Raw genomic sequence first — 17627 nt, 5'->3', positions numbered from 1 at the left:
CCGACGACAGACTCACGGACCACCGATGACAGATAGGGACGCCATCCGGAACAACGCGAAGTACCTCCAGAACGTCCGCCCGATCGACCCCGAGGAGATCTGCGAGTACGTCGACGGCCATCCCCATCCCGCGGTCGTGAAGCGAATCCTCCACGAGGAAGCGCTCGACCTCGGCCTCGTCCAGCAACCCGACGGCACGTTCGTCCCCGTCAGCGAAGCCCCAGTCGACCACCGCCGCGTGGACGTGGACCGCTTCCCCGTCCGGTACGCGCGAGCGTTCGAGGACGAACTCGTCGCCGCACACGGCCCGGACTGGCATCGCGGCGACAGCGGCGACGCGCTCCGCGAGACCATCCGCCGGATGAAGGACGACTACTACCACCAGCGCGACGTCACGTACGACGAGCAGGCCGCGCTCGCGTACGGTTGCTATCACCTCCCCGACTTCTACGCCGCCATCCAGTACGTGCTCGGAGACCTCACCGAGAAAGACCTGCTCGACCACGACCTCCGCGTGCTCGACGTCGGCGCCGGCGTCGGCGGCCCCGCACTCGGCCTCCACGACTACCTCCCGAACGACGCACTCGTCGACTACCACGCGCTCGAACCGAGCGCGAACGCGGACGTCCTCGAATCGATGCTCGACGAGACCGGCGACAACTTCCACACCACCATCCACCGCGAGCGCGCCGAATACTTCGACCCACGCACCGATGAGGGCCGAGACTGGGACCTCGTCGTGTTCGCGAACGTCCTCAACGAACTCGCCGACCCCGCAACCGTCATGGAGACGTACACGAACGCGGTCGCGGACGACGGCGCACTCCTCGCACTCGCCCCCGCCGACCGGAACACCGCCACCGGCCTCCGAACCGCCGAACGTGCCGTCGTCGAATCGACGAACGCGACCGTCTACTCGCCGACCGTCCGCCTCTGGCCCGGCCACGAACCCAGCGACTGCGGGTGGACGTTCGACGTGAAACCCGACCTCGACGTCCCCGACTTCCAACGGCGCCTCGACGACGCCACCCCCGAGACCGACGCCGACCACGCACCCGGCGAGTTCGTGAACGTCGACGTCCAGTACGCCTACAGCATCCTCCGACGAGACACTACCCGACGGCTCGACGTCACCGCCACCACGAACAAGTACGCCCGCATGGCTGACACCGAGACGCACGTCCCCAACCGCATCAAAGCCATCGCGGTGAAACTCTCCCACGACCTCACCGACCGCGACGACGCCAACCCGCTCTACAAGGTCGGCGACGGCAGCCAGACCATCGACCACTACGCCGTCCTCACGAACGAGACCGCACTCAACGACGGCCTCCGGCGCGCCGACTACGGCGACCTCCTCACGTTCGACGGCGCCCTCGCCCTCTGGAACGACGACGAAGAAGCGTACAACCTCGTCGTCGACGAACACACCACCGTCGACCACGCCCCCGCCCCACTCTGAGACGCTAGCTCACCGGGCACACTGAGACGCTAATTCACCGGCCACAGGGACCGACCGAGGACACCCGCGACCAGCACGCTTAAACACCACACACTCACAGACTGGGACATGACGGACGCCGAACGCTCCATCCTCCTCACGAACGACGACGGCATCGAAAGCCCCGGCCTCCACGCGCTCGCCGACGCCCTCGACGACCACGGCGACGTCACCGTCGTCGCCCCAGCCACCGACCAGAGCGCCGTCGGCCGCAGCATGAGTACGACCGCGGAACTCACCGAACACGAACGCGGGTACGCCGTCGAAGGCACGCCGACGGACTGCGTCGTCGCCGGACTCACCGAGTTCATCGACGACCCAGACCTCGTCGTCGCTGGCTGTAACCGCGGCGCGAACCTCGGCCACTACGTCCTCGGTCGCTCCGGGACCGTCTCCGCCGCCGTCGAAGCCGCCTTCTTCGGCCTGCCAGCGATCGCAGCGAGCCTCTACGTCCCTATCCCCGACGACGTCCAGTTCTCCGACGTCCAACCCGAGAAACGCGACTATCGCGAAGCCGCCCGAGCGACCGCGTACCTCGTCGAACACGCGATCGACTCCGGCGTCTTCGACCACGCCGACTACCTGAACCTGAACGCGCCGATCCCGGAGAACGGCCCCGCGGACATGGAGATCACGCGCCCCTCGCACTCCTACCACATGGACGCCACGCACGAGGACGGCCGAATCGTCCTCCACGACCACGTCTGGGAACGCATGGCCGACGGTGACCTCCCCGACGAACCCGGCACCGACCGGCACGCAATCGTCAACGGGAACGTCAGCGTCAGCCCCCTCACCGCCCCCCACACCACCGAACATCACGAAGCCCTCGACGCCCTCGCGAACACGTACACCGGACGATAACGCTTACCCGACCCACGACACAACACCCGACACATGTCCACCGTCGAAATCGAGTTCTGCCTCCCCTGCGGGTACCTGAACCGCGCCGAAGACGTCCAACACGTCATCCTCGAATCACTCGGCGAAACCATCGACGAGATCACGCTCGTCCCCGGCGACAACGGCGTCTTCACCGTCACCGTCGACCAACAGAAAGTGTTCGACATCGCAGACGACGACTACAACGTCGACCAGATCGTGCGAGACGTCAGGAACAACACCTAGACGCGCCGCCGACGCCGCCCCAACAGGACCCCAACAACCACAATCAGCAACAGCACCACACCAATACCACCCAGCACACGCCTGTACTCACGGTCACTCATCTCGAACCGACCGCTATCAGACGCGCTCTCGTTGACGTACGTGTACTCGCTGACGCGGTTCAATTTCATCGGCTCGAACGGGACACGATTGAAGTGCGCATTTCCAGGACGACCGTAGAACTCCCATTTCGCATGCAATGGACCAGTTTCGTTCAATCCATCCGCATGTATCCAGATTTCTCCCTCGAACTTCTCTCCTTTAGCCACCGGGACGATTAGAGATTCAGTCGTCTTGTTATCGCCTCCGCCAGAATGCAAGTACAGCAGTTTCGCATCGACGTCCGGCGTCCATACTCGGGCGTACGCAGGATAGTGATGCTTCGTATCAGAACGAGCAGTGACGAAGACACGCCCATGCGTTCGGTTGACTTGCTCAAACGCCACATTCGTAACCGTCGGACGTAGATACCGGCCGTTGTGCTTTCTCGGCACCGTGAAATTGTATGTGAAGCTGAAAACCTTCTCATGCGTGTAAAGTGTGATGTTTCTGAGAACATCCCCCGCATAATATTTGTTTAGAAGGTAGACCTGAGACTGTGAGGTTTCGCCTTCAGAAGCACGCCAACCTCGACTAATTAGCCTATTATTATTGAGCTGGACAGCATATGCAGCGTTCGTTTTGTTGTCGGCGAAGTGCTCTGCACTCACACGAAGGGTATGGTTAGATACGTTGACCCGCAATACGTATTCTGTTCCACGAGTCCTAAACGTCCGTTCGATAATACCTTCCGCTGACGGGGTTTGAGCCAGTTCAAGCTCTTGCTCGGGGCTAATTTGTCCACCCGCTACTGATGATGTCGGTACGGCAGCAATCACGAGAAGACCGACAAGTAGGATAGAAGTCTTATTCATTGCAGTCCTCCGTATCGGATTCGCAGCCAATGATTCGGGCTTTGGCTGCTTCGATCAGTTCTTGTTTCGTCGCATGTCCAGTCATTTCGATGGTGATCGTGAAACGTCGGTGTTGATCTGGTTCGGGCCCGTAAACGAGCGTACCGCTGACCGTGGCGTACGTCACTTGGACGTTCGATTCGTCGTCATACGTTTCGACTACCTCGGTGACATTCCTTTCCTTCGTGAGAACCCACTTGCGATGCTTCTCGATGCTCCCGATTCGCATGTCTTCGGCTTTCACCATTCCTCGAGCCTGCACGATCGTCGAGACGTTGGTGAACGCAGTCCACTCTTCTCGTGATTTCTGTACGGTCTTCGAGACCGAGTGCCGAGTCTTTGTCTGGGTGCGTTCCTTCGGAATCTGCACGAGGTACTCCGTGTGATATCTCTTGGGTTCGGAGCGGACCTGGCGAGTGTTCCCGGTCGCAGTATGTCCGTTCGCGAACGCATCTTTCGCCCAGTACCGGTGCTTGACTCTCCGGGTGACCTCTCGCTTGACGGTTACTGTGCGTTCGACCTGCTTCGTCTTCTTGACAGAGATCGTTCGTTCGCGATCGTAGCACCCGATGCGGCGGTGACAGACCTCCTCTTGAATAGTCTTCTCGACGGTCACAGTCACCGGGACTTTCTTGGTCACGTCCCTCTCGACAGTAACTTGATTGGTCGTCCAGTACCGGTACTGGCGTTGCGTCACGTAGGCGTTCGGATTGGAGACGACGCGTCTCGTCTGTCCGGTCGGTCTTCCCTCCGTGACCTTCCGCTTCCACTCCGAGACGACCACCGTCTTCGTCTCCTCGTATCGCTCCTTCCCTGCATAGGACCATTCGGGCTTCGACGCAGCGAACTGCCTCGCGCTAGAACCCTGACTGAACGTTCTCCGTTTCGTCTCAGTGTACGTTTCACGCTCTCGATGCTGGATCGACACCGAATCGACGAACTGTCGTCGCTTCTCGAACGACCAACCGTCGCGGAGAAGTTTCCGGTACCTGCTTCGGTCAGTTATCTCGATCTGTTGATTACCGCTCTCGTTCTTCACGCGATACGCTGTGCGTTCCAGCGACAGATTCCGTGCCTTCTCGGAGAAGCGGAGTTCGACATCTCCCAACTCTTGAGACACGTAGATTCGTTCCGGATTCTCGACGTTGTACATCGTTATCCAGTTCTCACCCTCGTTCAATTCCTGCGCCTCCACGCGGACCGTCGTGACCCAACGATGCAAGCGATGTTTGATCGCGTTATTCCCTTCGACCTCGTTCGGCGGAATCTGTCGCTTCTCCACGGAGAGAATCTCGACAGCACTCGAATTCGTCCGAGCCCCCAACGTGATATTGTATCGCTTCGGGTCCTTCGTGAAAGCGTACGAATCAGTCCGAACCTCGATAACGACGTCCTCACTACGATTGTACGGTCCAGTGTTTGTAGTTTTCTTCGATACAATCCGAGGAATATAATACGGGAGAAAGCTGCCGAGTTCTTCGGCTGTGGCTCCCGTTTCGTCTATAATCCGAACTCCAGCGGTGTCAGTAGGAGTCAGCTCTGCAACCCATTCATTATTTTGAACATGCTTTGCGCCGTCTAGCCAGTTTATCCTCATCTGGTGATTGTCGGGATCGAAGGATTGGCTCGCGTCAATTACCATTCCCCAGTTCTGAACTAACCGCTTAGTCCCCTCCGTGGGAGAGGTAAGTCTAAGCTCGGGGGGGCTAGACGTGACGGTGAATGAGGAATCGAAGATGGTCGTACGACTGTTATCAATTGAAAAGTCTGTGCTAACTGAATACGAATCAGGGACATGGCCCGCCCAGTCCGATTCTATGGTAAGGACATCTGTCTCTTCGTTATACGACTGACGCCTCGCATTCAGATCTATGGTGTCGGATGTGTTGGGTTCCGTGTTAGTAGAAATTTGTGAGGATTCGTACCCGTTGAGGTCGATCTTGACGACGTGAGTTGCGGTATAGCGATCTGCGTCGATTCGTGGGTGATAGGAGTCGACGGGTGTGTCTGGGAAACCGATGGAGATGATTTCGGGTCCGGGAGACGTGTTGAGGGTGTGGCTCGTGGTTCGTGTCTGGCCGCGGTTGTCGGTTGCTGTTAGTGTGACGGTGTAGGTTTGGTTCGCGGTGAGGTTCTCGAATCGGTAGCGGTCTCTGACCTGTTCGGGTTGCAGTCGTCGCATCGGTGGATAGCCGAGGTGGAAGTCGTTCCCGTCGCCGACGGTGACGGTGACGTCTTCGAGGTTGCCGTAGCCGTCGCGGACCTCGAAGCCACCTGTGATGACGCTGCTTTCGACGGTGGGGTCGTCGAGTATCGGGGTGGGTGCAGGGTCTGCGATGACGTCGGTACTGCCGTCGCTGAACGTTGCTGTGACGGTCGAGTCGTCCGCGTACGTGACTTTCGCCTCGAGTGAGTGGCGTCCCGCTGTCCAGGTGGCGTCGATGCCTGGGCTGGTCGTCTGTGGGTTACCGTTGACGATCCATTCGATGCTACTGACGTTCTGTGGGTGGGCGTTGGACGCGATACCGTAGGACGCTTCGAGTGGACGGTCGCCTTTCACGAGCTGCGGGCCGGTGACGGTCGGGTCGAACTGGCTGGCGAGCGTGCCAACTGAGGTGTTCGACGTTCCGTCTCCAGGCAACGAGCCATTCCCTGCCCCGGGCGAGGGTGTGATGATCGGTTCAGGGTCGCTTCCGTTCGCTGGGTCCGTGGAGTCGGGCCCGTTCGCCGGATCCGTAGGGTCGGAGCCGTTCCCGTCTCCGGGTGGGGGTGTCGCGTTCGCTGCGTTGACTGTGACTTGGAGGGTATCGGTGGTCGTCCGTCCGATCTCGTCTGTCACGATGACGGTGATGGATTGTTCTCCGGGGTCTTCGAAGGCTCTCGTGACCGTCGTCGTGTTATCGACCTGGATGGTGGTCTCGTTGATGCGCCAGGTGATGTCCTGGACGGGTTCACTTCCGGCGGTGACGTTCGCCTGGAAGGTCGTGGGTGTCTCGGTCGTCGTTCGGCGTGGCCCGGTAACGTTCACGGTCGGGGGGTCGTCCGGTGTGACGGTGACGTAGAGGTAGTCGGTTTGCGTGGCTCCGTCGTCGTCGGTCACGGTCAGTGAGACGTTGTACGTCCCGTTGTTCGCGGCACGGAAGCGGGTGCGTTCGCAGTTCGTGCACCCGGGCTCGATCGTGTTCCCGTCGGGTGTGTCGATGCGCCACGTGTATTCCTCGATGGTTCCGTCGGGGTCGCGGCTCCCGGTGGCGTCGAGGAGGACGGTACTGCCTGCGGTGACGCGCTGGTCGAGTCCAGCGTCGGCGATCGGAGGTTCGTTCGGGGTCGGGTGATGGGCAGCGGGGAGTGTCGGCGTGGTGATCAGGAGGAACGCCACCACAAGATTCCAGACCATCTGTCTCGGAAATAGATTCGTTACGCGGTATAAATCCACGGAACTTACTGGCTTCTATCCAGTATGGTGACGTGAATCGGTGGAAGGACTATCGAAACTGACTGGGAGCCGATGTGACGGCGAAAGTTCGAAGAATCAGTTCGAGTCCGCGGATGGACTCTGCTCAGTCGTCGTCGTCGTTGTCGGGGTTGCCCTGGGCGAAAGAGAACATGTCGTCCGCGTCGTCCTCGTCGTCGTCGGTGTCGTCGGTTGCGTCGGACTGGTCGTCACTTTCGGACTCGTCGTCGTTCGAACTGTCGTCCGCGTCGACGTCGCCTGCGTCGTCGGTGATGGCGTCGCCGTCACTCCCGAAGTCGAGGTCGCTGGCACCAGCGAGCGGGTCGTCGTCTGAGACCTCGCCGTCGTCGATCGAACCGGCGTCCTCGCCTGATTCGACGTCGTCAGGTTCGTCGCCGGTGACGCTGTCGTCGTCGGCCAGCGGGTCCTCGTCGAAGCGCAGCGCGTCCTCGACATCCTCGTCGAGCGAGTCGCCGGACTCCGGTTCGTCGTTGGTGTCCGAACCGTCGGGTTCGCTGGCCTCCGACGGGTTCCACGGCGAATCGTCGACGTCCGCCGTCGAATCGGACTCGTCGACGTCAGCCGTCCCTTCGGGTTCGTCGACGTCGGTCGTCCCTTCGGGTTCGTCGACGTCGGTCGTCGTTTCGGACTCCTCGACGGGTTCCGTCGGGGTCTCCTCGGCACTCGGAGTCCCGAGGTCAAGGTCGTTCGCGCCGGTGGTCTCTCCGAGGTCGCCGGTGTCGTCGGTCTCGCTGCCTTCGACGCTGTCCGCGCCACCGAAGTCGCTGCTGTCGAACGCGTCGGTCCCAAGGTCGTTCTGGGCGTCGTCGTGCACCGTCTCGTCCACGTCCGATTCGGCTTCCGCGTCCGGTTCGTCCGCCAGCGGGTCGTCGAGGGTCTCCTCGAACGAGGGCGCGTCGTCGCCGGCGTCGAACGCTTCGCCGTCAGCATCGAACGTCTCGTCGTCGGCGTCGAACGCGTCGTCGTCGGCGTCGAACGCGTCGTCCTCGTCTTCGAACGTTGCGGGCGTTCCGAGCCCGGACTCGGAGTGGTCCGCGTCGGACCCGTCGCCGGCGGGTTCGTCCGGGAGGTCGCCGAGCGGGTCACCGCCGCCGACGCCACCTGCGGCGTCGGCGTCTTCGGACTCGGCCCCGGGGCCGTCCGAGAGGTCGTCGAAGGCGCCTCCAGCGTTCGCGGACGGTTCAGCGGACGCAGGCTCGCGCTCCGTGGTCGTGTCCTCGGCGTCCTCGTCCGTCGATCCGAGTTCGGATGCGTCCGTCGCGTCGCCGCTGAGTTCGCCGACTGCCGCGGCCGCATCCGCTTCGACGTCCACGTCCGTCTGCGTGTCCGCGAGCAGGTCGGACTCGTCCATGTCCAACGCCCCTGCCTCGTCGGTCTCCGTGTCGAAGCGGTCGAGCGCCTCGGACAGCCGCGACGCCTGATTCGCCAGGTCGCTCGCGCTCCGAGACACCTCCGTCAGTGCAGTCGTCTGCTCCTCGGCCGCCGCAGCGACGTTCTCCGCCTCCGCGGTCGTCTCCTCGCTGATCGTCGCCGCATCGTCGACCATCGCGACGACCTCCTCCGTCGAGGCCGCCTGCTCTTCGGTCGCCGCCGAGATCTCCTGGACGCCCGTGTTCGTCTCCTGGGCGTACCCCGCAATCTCGTCGAGCGCTTCGACCGTATCCTCGACTGCTTCGGTCGTCGCCGCGATCTGCTCGCTCGCCGCTTCGACACCGCGAACGGACTGCTTCGTCTGGTCCTGGATACGCTCGAGGCGTTTCTCGATGTCCTCCGCAGCGTCCTTGGTCTCCTCGGCGAGGTCCTTGACCTCGCCCGCGACGACGGAGAACCCTTCCCCGGACTCGCCGGACCGCGCAGCCTCGATGTTCGCGTTCAGCGCGAGCATGTTCGTCTGCTCGGCGATCTCCGTAATGAAGTCGATGAGCTCGTCGATCTGCGCCATCTCGTCCTCGAGCTGGCCCATCTGGTCGGTGACGACCTCGCGCTCGTCCTCGAGCTGACTCATGCGGTCGATCGCCTCCTCGGCGGCGTCGCGACCGTCGCGGCCGGTCTCGGCGGTGCGCTCTGCGAGGTCCGCGACCTCGTTCGACGAGGACGCGATCTCCTCGATCGTCGTCGACAACCCGCTCATCTCCTGACTGACGTCCTGAAGGCTGTCGTTCTGGCGTTCCGCGCCGTCGGAAATCTCCTGGATGGACTCCGTGACCTGTTCGCTCGCGGACCGAACCTCCTCGCTGGACGCCGTGACCTCCTCACTGGAGGTGGCGACCTCGTTCGCGAAGTTCTTCAGGTGCGCGGTCGTGCGCTCGATCTCCGCGATCATCTCGTTGAACTCCTCGGCGATCTCGACCATCGCGTCGCTCTCGGATTCGCCGTCGAGACGCTGCGTGAGGTCACCGGCAGCACACGCCTGCATGACGTCCGCGTACTCGTCGGCCTTCCGCTCGAGGTGCCGGTTCATCTGTTCGGCTTCGGCGCGAGCGAGCTCGGCTTCCTCGCGAGCGTCCCGCGCCTCCTGGATCTGGTTCCGGAGGGCGTCACGCATCTCCGCGAACCCGTCGTAGAGCCGACCGATGCTGTCGATGCGTTTGGTCTCGAAGTCGACGTTGAGGTTCCCCTGCTCCATCTGGGAGGTCTTCGAGGTCAACCGGTCGATGGACGACGCGGTGTTCCGACCGATGATCATCCCGATGAGGAGCATCACTGCGATGGACCCGAGCGTCGCGAACAGCCCGTACTGGTTGACGGTCTCCACGAACCCGTACGCTTCGCTCTCGGGCGTGTGCGTGAGCACGTACCAGTTCGGGCCCTGCGCGTCGACCTGCGAGTAACTGACGACGTACCCCTCGTCGTCGTAGTCGTTGGGGACGAACTCGGCGAGGTTCCCGCTCGGGATGCCCAGTTCGAGGACGTGGTTGCCGGTTTTCGTCGTGGCGTTCGACGTGACGCCCGCGACGACGTCCTGGTTGTCGTACTGTGCGCCGACGAGCTCGCTCTCGCTGGAGAAGGCGACGTTCCCGCTGTTTTCGTCGTAGACGGTCGTGAACTGTCCGGACCCCTGCGTGAGGGTGTCACTGAAGCTGTCGGTGTTCACGACGTACACCACGACGAGGTTCGAGCGACCGGGGAGCGAGTGCGTGTACGCGAGCGCGCTCTCGTTCTGGTCGGTGAGGCGGTAGTCGATGGTGTAGAGTTCAGTGACTGCGCCTTGGGTCCCGGAGATGTTCTGGGTCGCCCAGGGTTCGTCGAGTTCGCTCAGTCGCTTTCCGTCGTACTGCGTCGTGGAGGACGCGTTGACGGTGCCGGAACTCGTGTCGACGAAGTGGACGCGCATCCCGTTCGAGAAGTCCGATACGCGATTACCGAGGATGTCGTCGACTTCGTCGTCGTTTTGTGCGTTGTTGATTCCCTCGGATTGGACGAGCGAGGTGATGATCGCTTGGTTCTTCTCGTGCCAGGACACGAGGTTCTGTGCTTGTTGGTTCGCGACGTTGTCCAGTCCGCCGTTGACTGACGTCCGGACTTCGTCGGTGATCTGTGTCGTGGCGCCAACCCCCACTGCCCCCACGACCACTCCCATCAACAGAAGCGCGATGCCGAATTTTAACGCATAACTTCTGCGGATAAAGTTCGGTGTAACTGTTCGCAACGGGCCCAGCATATGTGCACAAGGGTGGCCTTTGGGCTATAAAATCCCTCCGGCCGTTATCACCCATGAAAACCTTAGCAGGCTTGTAATTACAGGCATAGTTATTATTTTTCAATGCAGTTTGATTGGAGGTCAATTTGGGGTTACCGGCGGTCGACCTGGCGCATCTCGGTCCCAGCGGTCCGGGCGCGTCACCCTCGACGCCGTCCGTCTCGTGAGGAAGGTTGAAGCGCAGGGGAGCCGTACGCTCGGGCGAATGGAACGGGAGGCAGTGGCGTCGTTCGTCGAACGAGCTACGGCAGCTATCGAGGCAGCCCCCGCGATGGCGAAGCGTAACACGGAGTTGCGCGTGGTCGAACCGTTCCTCTCGACGCTGGGCTGGGACGTCCGTTCCCCGTCGGTAACCGCGGCGTACTCGGCGCCGAACGGGACGACGGTCGACTACGCGCTCTGCCCGGGCCGGACGACGGGCGCGTTCGTGATGGTGTCGCCAGCCGAGGACGACCTCTCCGAGGAGCGCCGGAACGACCTCGTCGCGGCGATGCGGGCCGCTGCCGTTCCTCGCGGACTGTACACGAACGGTCGACGGTACGCGCTCGTCGCACTCGATGGTTCGGGGGCCGATGCTGGAGACGGCGGGCCTGGTCGTTCGGTGGAGCACGTGGAACTGGCGCTCGAAGCGCTCCCTGCTCGACTGGAGGCGCTCGACGCGTTGTCGTTCGACGCGGTCGCGGCGGCAGTCGGTACTGACAGAATGGCTGTCGCGGAGGCACTCGTCGCCGCAGACCGGGACGCCGTGGACGCGGTCACCGAGCGCGTCGTCGACGTCGCGCGCGAGTACGGTGATGACTCGGTGACCGACGCCGTCTCGGATGGCTCCGTGGATGCCGTCGCGTCGGACGTCCGACCGATCGCCCGCCGGTTCCTGCGTGCAGTCGTCGACGAACTCGCCCCCGACGGTGTCGACCCGAAGAGCGAGGCGGCCGCGCTCGGGGACGCTGCAGTCACCGGTCAGGACGGTGCGGCGTCGTCGGGGCATAAAGATGGTGCGGCATCGCCGGGGCAGAAAGATAGTGCAGCGTCGCCTCGGGAGGAGGACAGTCCGGCGTCGCCGGGGCAGACCGAGCACGAGAAGAAGGGGTCTACGGGCGAGAGCGCCGGGGACGATGCGCCGGCCGGTGCTCGCGAGGAAGTCACTGACCGGAGCGGAGTCACGTCGCTGTCGCGGGCGAGTGCGAGCGAGGGTGCGTCGGTGGACAGCGAGTACGTGCTCCGGTTCTTCGAGGACGGCCGGTCGGTCGGCGCGGTCGGGAACCCGAACATCGACGCTGCGCTCGCGCAGGGCGTCCAGTACCTGCTCGAGGAGCGCGGTATCGGGCCGCGAATCCAGTTCCCGTACGCGCCGACGTCCGACGACCGAGCGTTCCTGCATCGGGAACCGATGCACCCGGACGGTACTCGGATGCAGTCCGCGATCGACATCGGTGGCGTCTACGTGGAGACTGGTCGACCGGTGAACGACCTGCAGTCCGCGGTCGAGGCGCTCGCCGAACGCGGTGGGCTTCGCGTGATGTTCTCGGGCGACTGGGCTTGAGCGTCGGAAGGAAGTCGATTCGAGGTCGTTCCTGGTGCGGATGCGGTCCGAATCGGGGGGAAGCGAGTGCTCTTCAGCGCCGATGGTCTATGGACGGGTATGAACATGCTCGTGGACGGTGAGTGGCGCGAGGACGCGTACGAGACGACCGACGACGACGGCGAGTTCGACCGACAGGAGACGAGTTTCCGGGACTGGGTGCGCGACGACGCCGACGCGCGGTTCACGCCGGACGCCGGCCGGTACCACCTCTACGTCTCTCGAGCGTGTCCGTGGGCGCACCGCGCCGCGATGGTGCGGACGCTCATGGGTCTGGAGGACGTCGTCTCCATGGACGTCGTCGACCCGTACCGCGACGCCGACGGCTGGCAGTTCACGCCGTCGAAGGACGACTGCACGTACGACACCGTGAACGGCACCGAGTACCTCCGAGAGGTGTACACGGCTGCGGACGACGAGTTCACGGGACGGGTCACCGTCCCCGTGCTCTGGGACCGCGAGGAGGAGACCGTCGTGAACAACGAGTCCGAGGAGATCATCAAGATGCTCGCGGACGCGTTCGGGTCGTTCGCGTCCACCGACGCCGACCTCTACCCGCCGGCGCTCCGCGACGACATCGACGACGTCATCGAGGCCATCTACGACCCCATCAACAACGGCGTGTACCGCGCCGGGTTCGCTGATTCACAGGCTGCACACGAGCGAGCCGTGTCGGAGTTGTTCGACGCACTCGAGCACTGGAACGCCGAACTCGAGGAGCGTCGTTGGCTCGTCGCCGACCAGTTGACGCTCGCGGACGTCTGCCTGTTCACGACGCTCGTGCGGTTCGACGAGGTCTACCACACGCACTTCAAGTGCAACGTCGCAAGAGTGACCGACTTCGGTGCGCTCTGGGGGCACACTCGCGACGTCTACCAGCTCCCGGGAATCGAATCGACTGTGAACATGCCACACATCAAGGAGCACTACTACACGACCCATACGGACGTCAACCCGAAGCGGCTCGTCCCGGTGGGTCCGGACCCAGCGTTCGACGCGGCGCACGACCGGGGCGAGCTCCCGGGCGAGTACCCCTTCGAGTCCTGACAGACGCGGTTCCGCGCACCGAGAGCGTTCGTCATCACCACCACCTCCCACTGGCGTCTGTCTGTCACGGCACACTTTCGAACAGGCACGCGTTATCTTAAACCTAGGCAGTGTTTGTCCGAACAGACGCCAGGTGGCCATCGCGGAGAAACCACTGCAGTCCCACACTCATCCAGACAGAAGAATTAAATTTATGTCCTTTATAGTAGGTATATTACTAAGAACATGGCCGATACATTTTTGCTATATCATGCTCATAACGTGCGTAACAACTGATTACCAGTATGTATTCAACTCTCCCCCCCGGAGCCCGGAGCGACAATCGAGCAGCGTCCGCGATTGTCGGTCTCGTCCTCCTGTTCGGGCTCGTCATCGCGGGAGCCGGCATCATCTTCTGGGCCGGCATGGACGCGAAACAATCCGTCCAATCGGCCTCCGAGGTCGACACCGCCGAGACCTCGCTCCAGGAGGTGAGCTCGAAGCTCTCGACGCTCTCGTTCAAGGGTAACGGGACCGTGACGTCGTTCGACCTGAGCGGGAAGGACCCCAACGAGGTGGCAATCGAGGAACAGGGGCGGCTTCGTTTTCAAATAAATCAGAATTCGTCGTGCACGCACGAGATGGAACTCGGGTCGATCGTCTACGAGAACGACGACGGGACCACCGTCGCCTACCAGGCGGGTGGCGTGTTCAAGAAGCAGGGGTCGAGCGTGACCGTCGTCCAGTCCCCGACGCTCGAGTACCGTAGCCAGCAGATCAACAACGAGACGGTCCAGACCATCCGGTTCCCGGTCGTGAACGTCAGCGGCGACATCGACGGCAGTGACGAGGTCACCGCTCAGGCGACCCGGAAACGGAACGACGACCTCGAGGAGGACCTCTGTCTGGCAGGTGGCTCCGGTTCAGTCGCTCACGTCGACAACCTCACCGTCACCGTCGAGGACAGCCCGTACTACAGCGGCTGGATCCAGTACTTCGATAACGAGTTCGGCGAGGAGCACGTCATCGCGAACAACTCCGATCCGAGCACGCGAACGGCGTCCTACGTCGTCGAGCTCGGTCGGAACGACTCGGCGACGTCCTCTCCCGGACCGGAGACCGGCGAGTACACCGTCGCAGGGGCGACGGTGCGTGCAGCCATCTGGAGTTCCCAGGACGAACTGAAGTTCCAGAGCAGCTCCGGCGCACATCGGCCCACGATAGTGGACAGTTACGATTCGAGCGAGAACCCCTACACGGTCGCGAGCGGCTCGGAGGCAGTGGTCGTCAACGACGGGAAGATCAGGATCAAGCAGAACACCGAGATATACGGCGACGTCTTCGCTGACGGCGACGTCAAACTCCAGGGCAGCAATGCTGAACCCGTCTACGTCGAAGGGAACGTCGTCTACAACGGCTCGCGGAGCGGGAACCACTACACCGTGACCGGCCAGTTCAAGCGCGGCTTCGGGTTCGTTCCCGACGGCGTCGTCTCGCCCGACAGCGACATCCAGAACGCGATCGCGAACGCGCAGGACCCCGACGTGAACAACAACACGGAGACGAACGTCTTCAAGACCGGGCGCGGCGAGGTCCACGCCGGCACGGTCACGCATGGCATCTACTACACGCAGGACTTCTCGTTCGACGTCGCCGACGACGAGAAGGTCGTCTTCGACACGACCGACGGCGACATCGTCGTCGTCGTCGACGGCCCCATCGATAGCGAGAGCCGAATCGAGGTCCGCGGCGACGGCCAGGTCCGGTTCTTCGTCAAAGGAGACGTCGCGCTGGACAACGAGGTGAAGGTGTTCGACGATGGCGCGTCGAACCCCAACAACGACTCGACGCGCGTCCGGATGTACGTCCACAGCGGGTCCGACGTCACGTTCGAGAAGGACACCGAGTTCACGGGCGTCCTCTACACGCCGACGGGCGGTGACGTCGCACTCCGCCAGGGCTCGCCGACCGAGGCGGCCGAAGTGTACGGCGCCGTCGTCGGCGGCAAGGTCATCGTGAACAAGGGCACGCAGGTCCACTACGACCTCGCCGCGAAGGACAGCGGACCGAAGTCCACGAACGAGTCCGCGATGCCCGCGCCCGACGACGACGACGACGGCGTGCCGGACGCCGTCGACGAATGCGAGAACAGCGACGGGAGCGGCGTGAACGGCTGCGGCGCCGTCACCGAGGACGAGGACGCGAACGCCCTCGTCGTCAACCAGTCCACCGCGAAGCTCACCGTCGTCGGGTCGATGGTCGCCGACAACAAGACCGTCATCCGCGAGGTCGGCGAACGCGAACCGCTCGACGTCGTCTTCGTCATCGACGACTCAGGGTCGATGGGGAATCCGGAACACACGGGGTATGGCTCAAGTTTGGTCTCCCTCGAACCAAACTATGGTAGTTGGTCCAGTTGGGTGCTGGATGAAGATGCCTCGTACGTCGACAATCCAGACGGGGAAGAAACCGTCCCAGAAGGAGAAGTCTGGCAAGTTTATACGGACCGCCCCGGGAGGGGGAACGACGACATCGAGATGTTTGAGCCGGGAGAAGAAGTCGACTTTGACGAAAGAGGCAATGTCAACTTCATCGCGGTCCGACGAACCACTTCTGTCTCCGAAAGGACCTATACGGTCGACGAAGGAGAGGTCTGGCTTGCGAAACAAGACGCAGACGGTGACGAAGGGGATCCAAGCACCGAGTGGTTCTTCCCCGGTGAGACGGTTAGCTCCGAGAACTGGGATTACGCCGAACAGCACATCATAGGGAATGATCCGAACGACACCCGTGAGGACGCGATGCAGGACTTTATTGGATATCTCAACTCGTCCCGTGGCGACAGGGTTGGCGTCGTCGAGTTCTCTGGCGGGGAAAGAAATGACGCCCGTCTTGTGCATCAAATCGGGAGCGAGGGCGCGCTGTTTGATGGTGCAAACTCCAGTCTCACGCTCCGCTCAAGCGGTGGCACGCCGATGGAAACCGCAATAGCGCTGGGTGGTCAAGAGTTGCTCGATGGCGACAACGAAGAGAAGGTGATGGTTCTCCTCACTGATGGCCAGCCAGATTATGACCAAGATCCCTTTGAAGCCGCAGAAGATCTTGACGATAGCATTACGGTCCAGACCGTCGGCCTCGGACCGGGGAGTGATGACGACCTGTTGGAGGACATAGCAGATGAGACCGGCGGGAACTTCTCGAAGGTTGGCGACGCAAACAAGCTGGAGGAGACCTTCCAGAAGATAGCCGGGTCCGTCACCGACCGTCGGGTCAACGTCATCGAGTACAAGAACACGACCGTGGAGGTCGAGGTCGGCACCAGCTCGGTGACGCTCTCGGGGAACGCGAACGACCCGACCGACAGCACGCGGCCGTCGAAGGAGATCGACATCGCGAGCCTCCAGGGTGCGAGCGACGACGAGATAGAGGAGTACGTCGGGACGCTCGTCAGTGCGCGAGCGACGACGCAGTCCTGTAGCGGGAACTCGACGTTCGACACCACCACCGGGCCGGACGGCGAGACCTACGAGGAGGTCGTCTGTGACTCGACCAGCGGCGTGTTCGACGACGTCGGGAACGCGGACGACTCGACGCACAAGATCTACGTCGACGGCGAATCGGTTCCCAGCAGCGCCACGTTCGAGGGCGGCTGGTTCAAGGACCAGACGTTCACGCAGGTCATCGAGGAGTACGAGGCCGACACCGGCAAGACGCTCCTCGATTCGAGCGGCAACGCGTTCGACCTCGGCGAGAACGACGCCGTCATCGTCGTGAAGACGAACAGCTCGAACGACGACACCGACTACGTCGTCCTTCACTTCGAAGCGTACGACACCAGCGTCGACTACGACGTCGACCCGACGGTGTCCGACGATCCGGCAGACGACCCGGACTCCGCCCCTGGCAACCCGTCCACGAACAACAGTTACGTCGTCGAGATCAACGAGAACAACGTCGAGGTCGGGAACGAATCCAGTTCCTCGGTGACCGCAGCCGCCGTCCAACCCGGTAGCGCCCCGCGAGCCATCGCCGCCACCGACCCCGGACCGACCCGTGGGTCCCAGCCAGCAGCTCGCGTCGCGGACGCCGCGCAGTAGTCACCCACCACGTCCCCGGTAGCAACACGTTCCGCTCCTCATCTCACTCACGACTGGAAGGACGTCGACACTATAACACCCCACAACTCCCTGATTCAAATCCCTCGCAGCCAGAGCTCGCTCATC

At 62.5% G+C, this 17627-nt stretch carries 9 protein-coding genes; 6 read left to right on the top strand and 3 right to left on the bottom strand.

Translation table 11 applies throughout. The features are described from left to right. The first annotated feature begins 25 nt into the window (after positions 1-25). The 3 genes from LI336_RS00135 to LI336_RS00125 all read left to right on the top strand — a co-directional run bounded on the left by LI336_RS00135 (position 26) and on the right by LI336_RS00125 (position 2629). On the top strand, positions 26-1462 hold the full coding sequence (locus LI336_RS00135; protein WP_227130593.1) for a small ribosomal subunit Rsm22 family protein: 1437 nt from the start codon (positions 26-28) through the stop codon (positions 1460-1462). A gap of 108 nt (positions 1463-1570) precedes the next feature. Further along, positions 1571-2365 (top strand): 5'/3'-nucleotidase SurE, encoded by a 795-nt coding sequence (gene surE / locus LI336_RS00130; RefSeq protein WP_227130592.1) that lies wholly within the window; start codon positions 1571-1573, stop codon positions 2363-2365. A 33-nt stretch (positions 2366-2398) separates the two neighbouring features. Beyond that, entirely contained in the window at positions 2399-2629 is a 231-nt protein-coding gene (locus tag LI336_RS00125; RefSeq protein ID WP_227130591.1) for a SelT/SelW/SelH family protein, read from the top strand. Here LI336_RS00125 and LI336_RS00120 read toward each other — a convergent pair. The 3 genes from LI336_RS00120 to LI336_RS00110 form a co-directional block, all read right to left on the bottom strand. Further along, complete coding sequence (locus LI336_RS00120) at positions 2626-3582, bottom strand: hypothetical protein (protein WP_227130590.1); 957 nt, start codon at positions 3580-3582, stop codon at positions 2626-2628. The genes LI336_RS00125 and LI336_RS00120 overlap by 4 nt on opposite strands. Next, positions 3575-7018 carry a PKD domain-containing protein gene (locus tag LI336_RS00115; protein ID WP_227130589.1) on the bottom strand — a complete coding sequence of 1148 codons (3444 nt, stop codon included), beginning with the start codon at positions 7016-7018 and terminating at the stop codon, positions 3575-3577. The genes LI336_RS00120 and LI336_RS00115 overlap by 8 nt, the downstream gene beginning before the upstream one ends. Before the next feature lie 163 nt (positions 7019-7181). Next, positions 7182-10655, bottom strand: coding sequence for a methyl-accepting chemotaxis protein (locus tag LI336_RS00110; protein WP_227130588.1), 3474 nt, complete (start codon positions 10653-10655; stop codon positions 7182-7184). A gap of 346 nt (positions 10656-11001) precedes the next feature. On the opposite strand from LI336_RS00110, the gene LI336_RS00105 reads away from it, so the two are divergent. The 3 genes from LI336_RS00105 to LI336_RS00095 all read left to right on the top strand — a co-directional run bounded on the left by LI336_RS00105 (position 11002) and on the right by LI336_RS00095 (position 17501). Continuing rightward, positions 11002-12339: a hypothetical protein gene (locus LI336_RS00105; RefSeq protein ID WP_227130587.1), complete on the top strand. Its 1338-nt coding sequence runs from the start codon at positions 11002-11004 to the stop codon at positions 12337-12339. Positions 12340-12438: 99 nt separating this feature from the next. Continuing rightward, a complete protein-coding gene (locus LI336_RS00100; RefSeq protein WP_227130586.1) occupies positions 12439-13425 on the top strand; it encodes a glutathione S-transferase family protein in 987 nt (328 codons plus the stop codon). A 284-nt stretch (positions 13426-13709) separates the two neighbouring features. Then, positions 13710-17501, top strand: a complete 3792-nt coding sequence (locus LI336_RS00095) for a vWA domain-containing protein (RefSeq protein WP_227130585.1) — start codon at positions 13710-13712, stop codon at positions 17499-17501. The last annotated feature ends 126 nt before the right edge of the window (positions 17502-17627 follow it).

The sequence above is a fragment of the Halorubellus salinus genome (assembly GCF_020567525.1).
Lineage (GTDB): Archaea > Halobacteriota > Halobacteria > Halobacteriales > Natrialbaceae > Halorubellus > Halorubellus salinus.
This window is presented reverse-complemented; position numbering and strand designations above follow the sequence as displayed.

Coding starts and splice junctions, on each gene's coding strand:
- LI336_RS00095 (WP_227130585.1), top strand. CDS start 13,710: ATGTATTCAACTCTCCCCCCCGGAGCCCGGAGCGACAATCGAGCAGCG.
- LI336_RS00125 (WP_227130591.1), top strand. CDS start 2,399: ATGTCCACCGTCGAAATCGAGTTCTGCCTCCCCTGCGGGTACCTGAAC.
- LI336_RS00115 (WP_227130589.1), bottom strand. CDS start 7,018: ATGGTCTGGAATCTTGTGGTGGCGTTCCTCCTGATCACCACGCCGACA.
- surE (WP_227130592.1), top strand. CDS start 1,571: ATGACGGACGCCGAACGCTCCATCCTCCTCACGAACGACGACGGCATC.
- LI336_RS00135 (WP_227130593.1), top strand. CDS start 26: ATGACAGATAGGGACGCCATCCGGAACAACGCGAAGTACCTCCAGAAC.
- LI336_RS00105 (WP_227130587.1), top strand. CDS start 11,002: ATGGAACGGGAGGCAGTGGCGTCGTTCGTCGAACGAGCTACGGCAGCT.
- LI336_RS00120 (WP_227130590.1), bottom strand. CDS start 3,582: ATGAATAAGACTTCTATCCTACTTGTCGGTCTTCTCGTGATTGCTGCC.
- LI336_RS00100 (WP_227130586.1), top strand. CDS start 12,439: ATGAACATGCTCGTGGACGGTGAGTGGCGCGAGGACGCGTACGAGACG.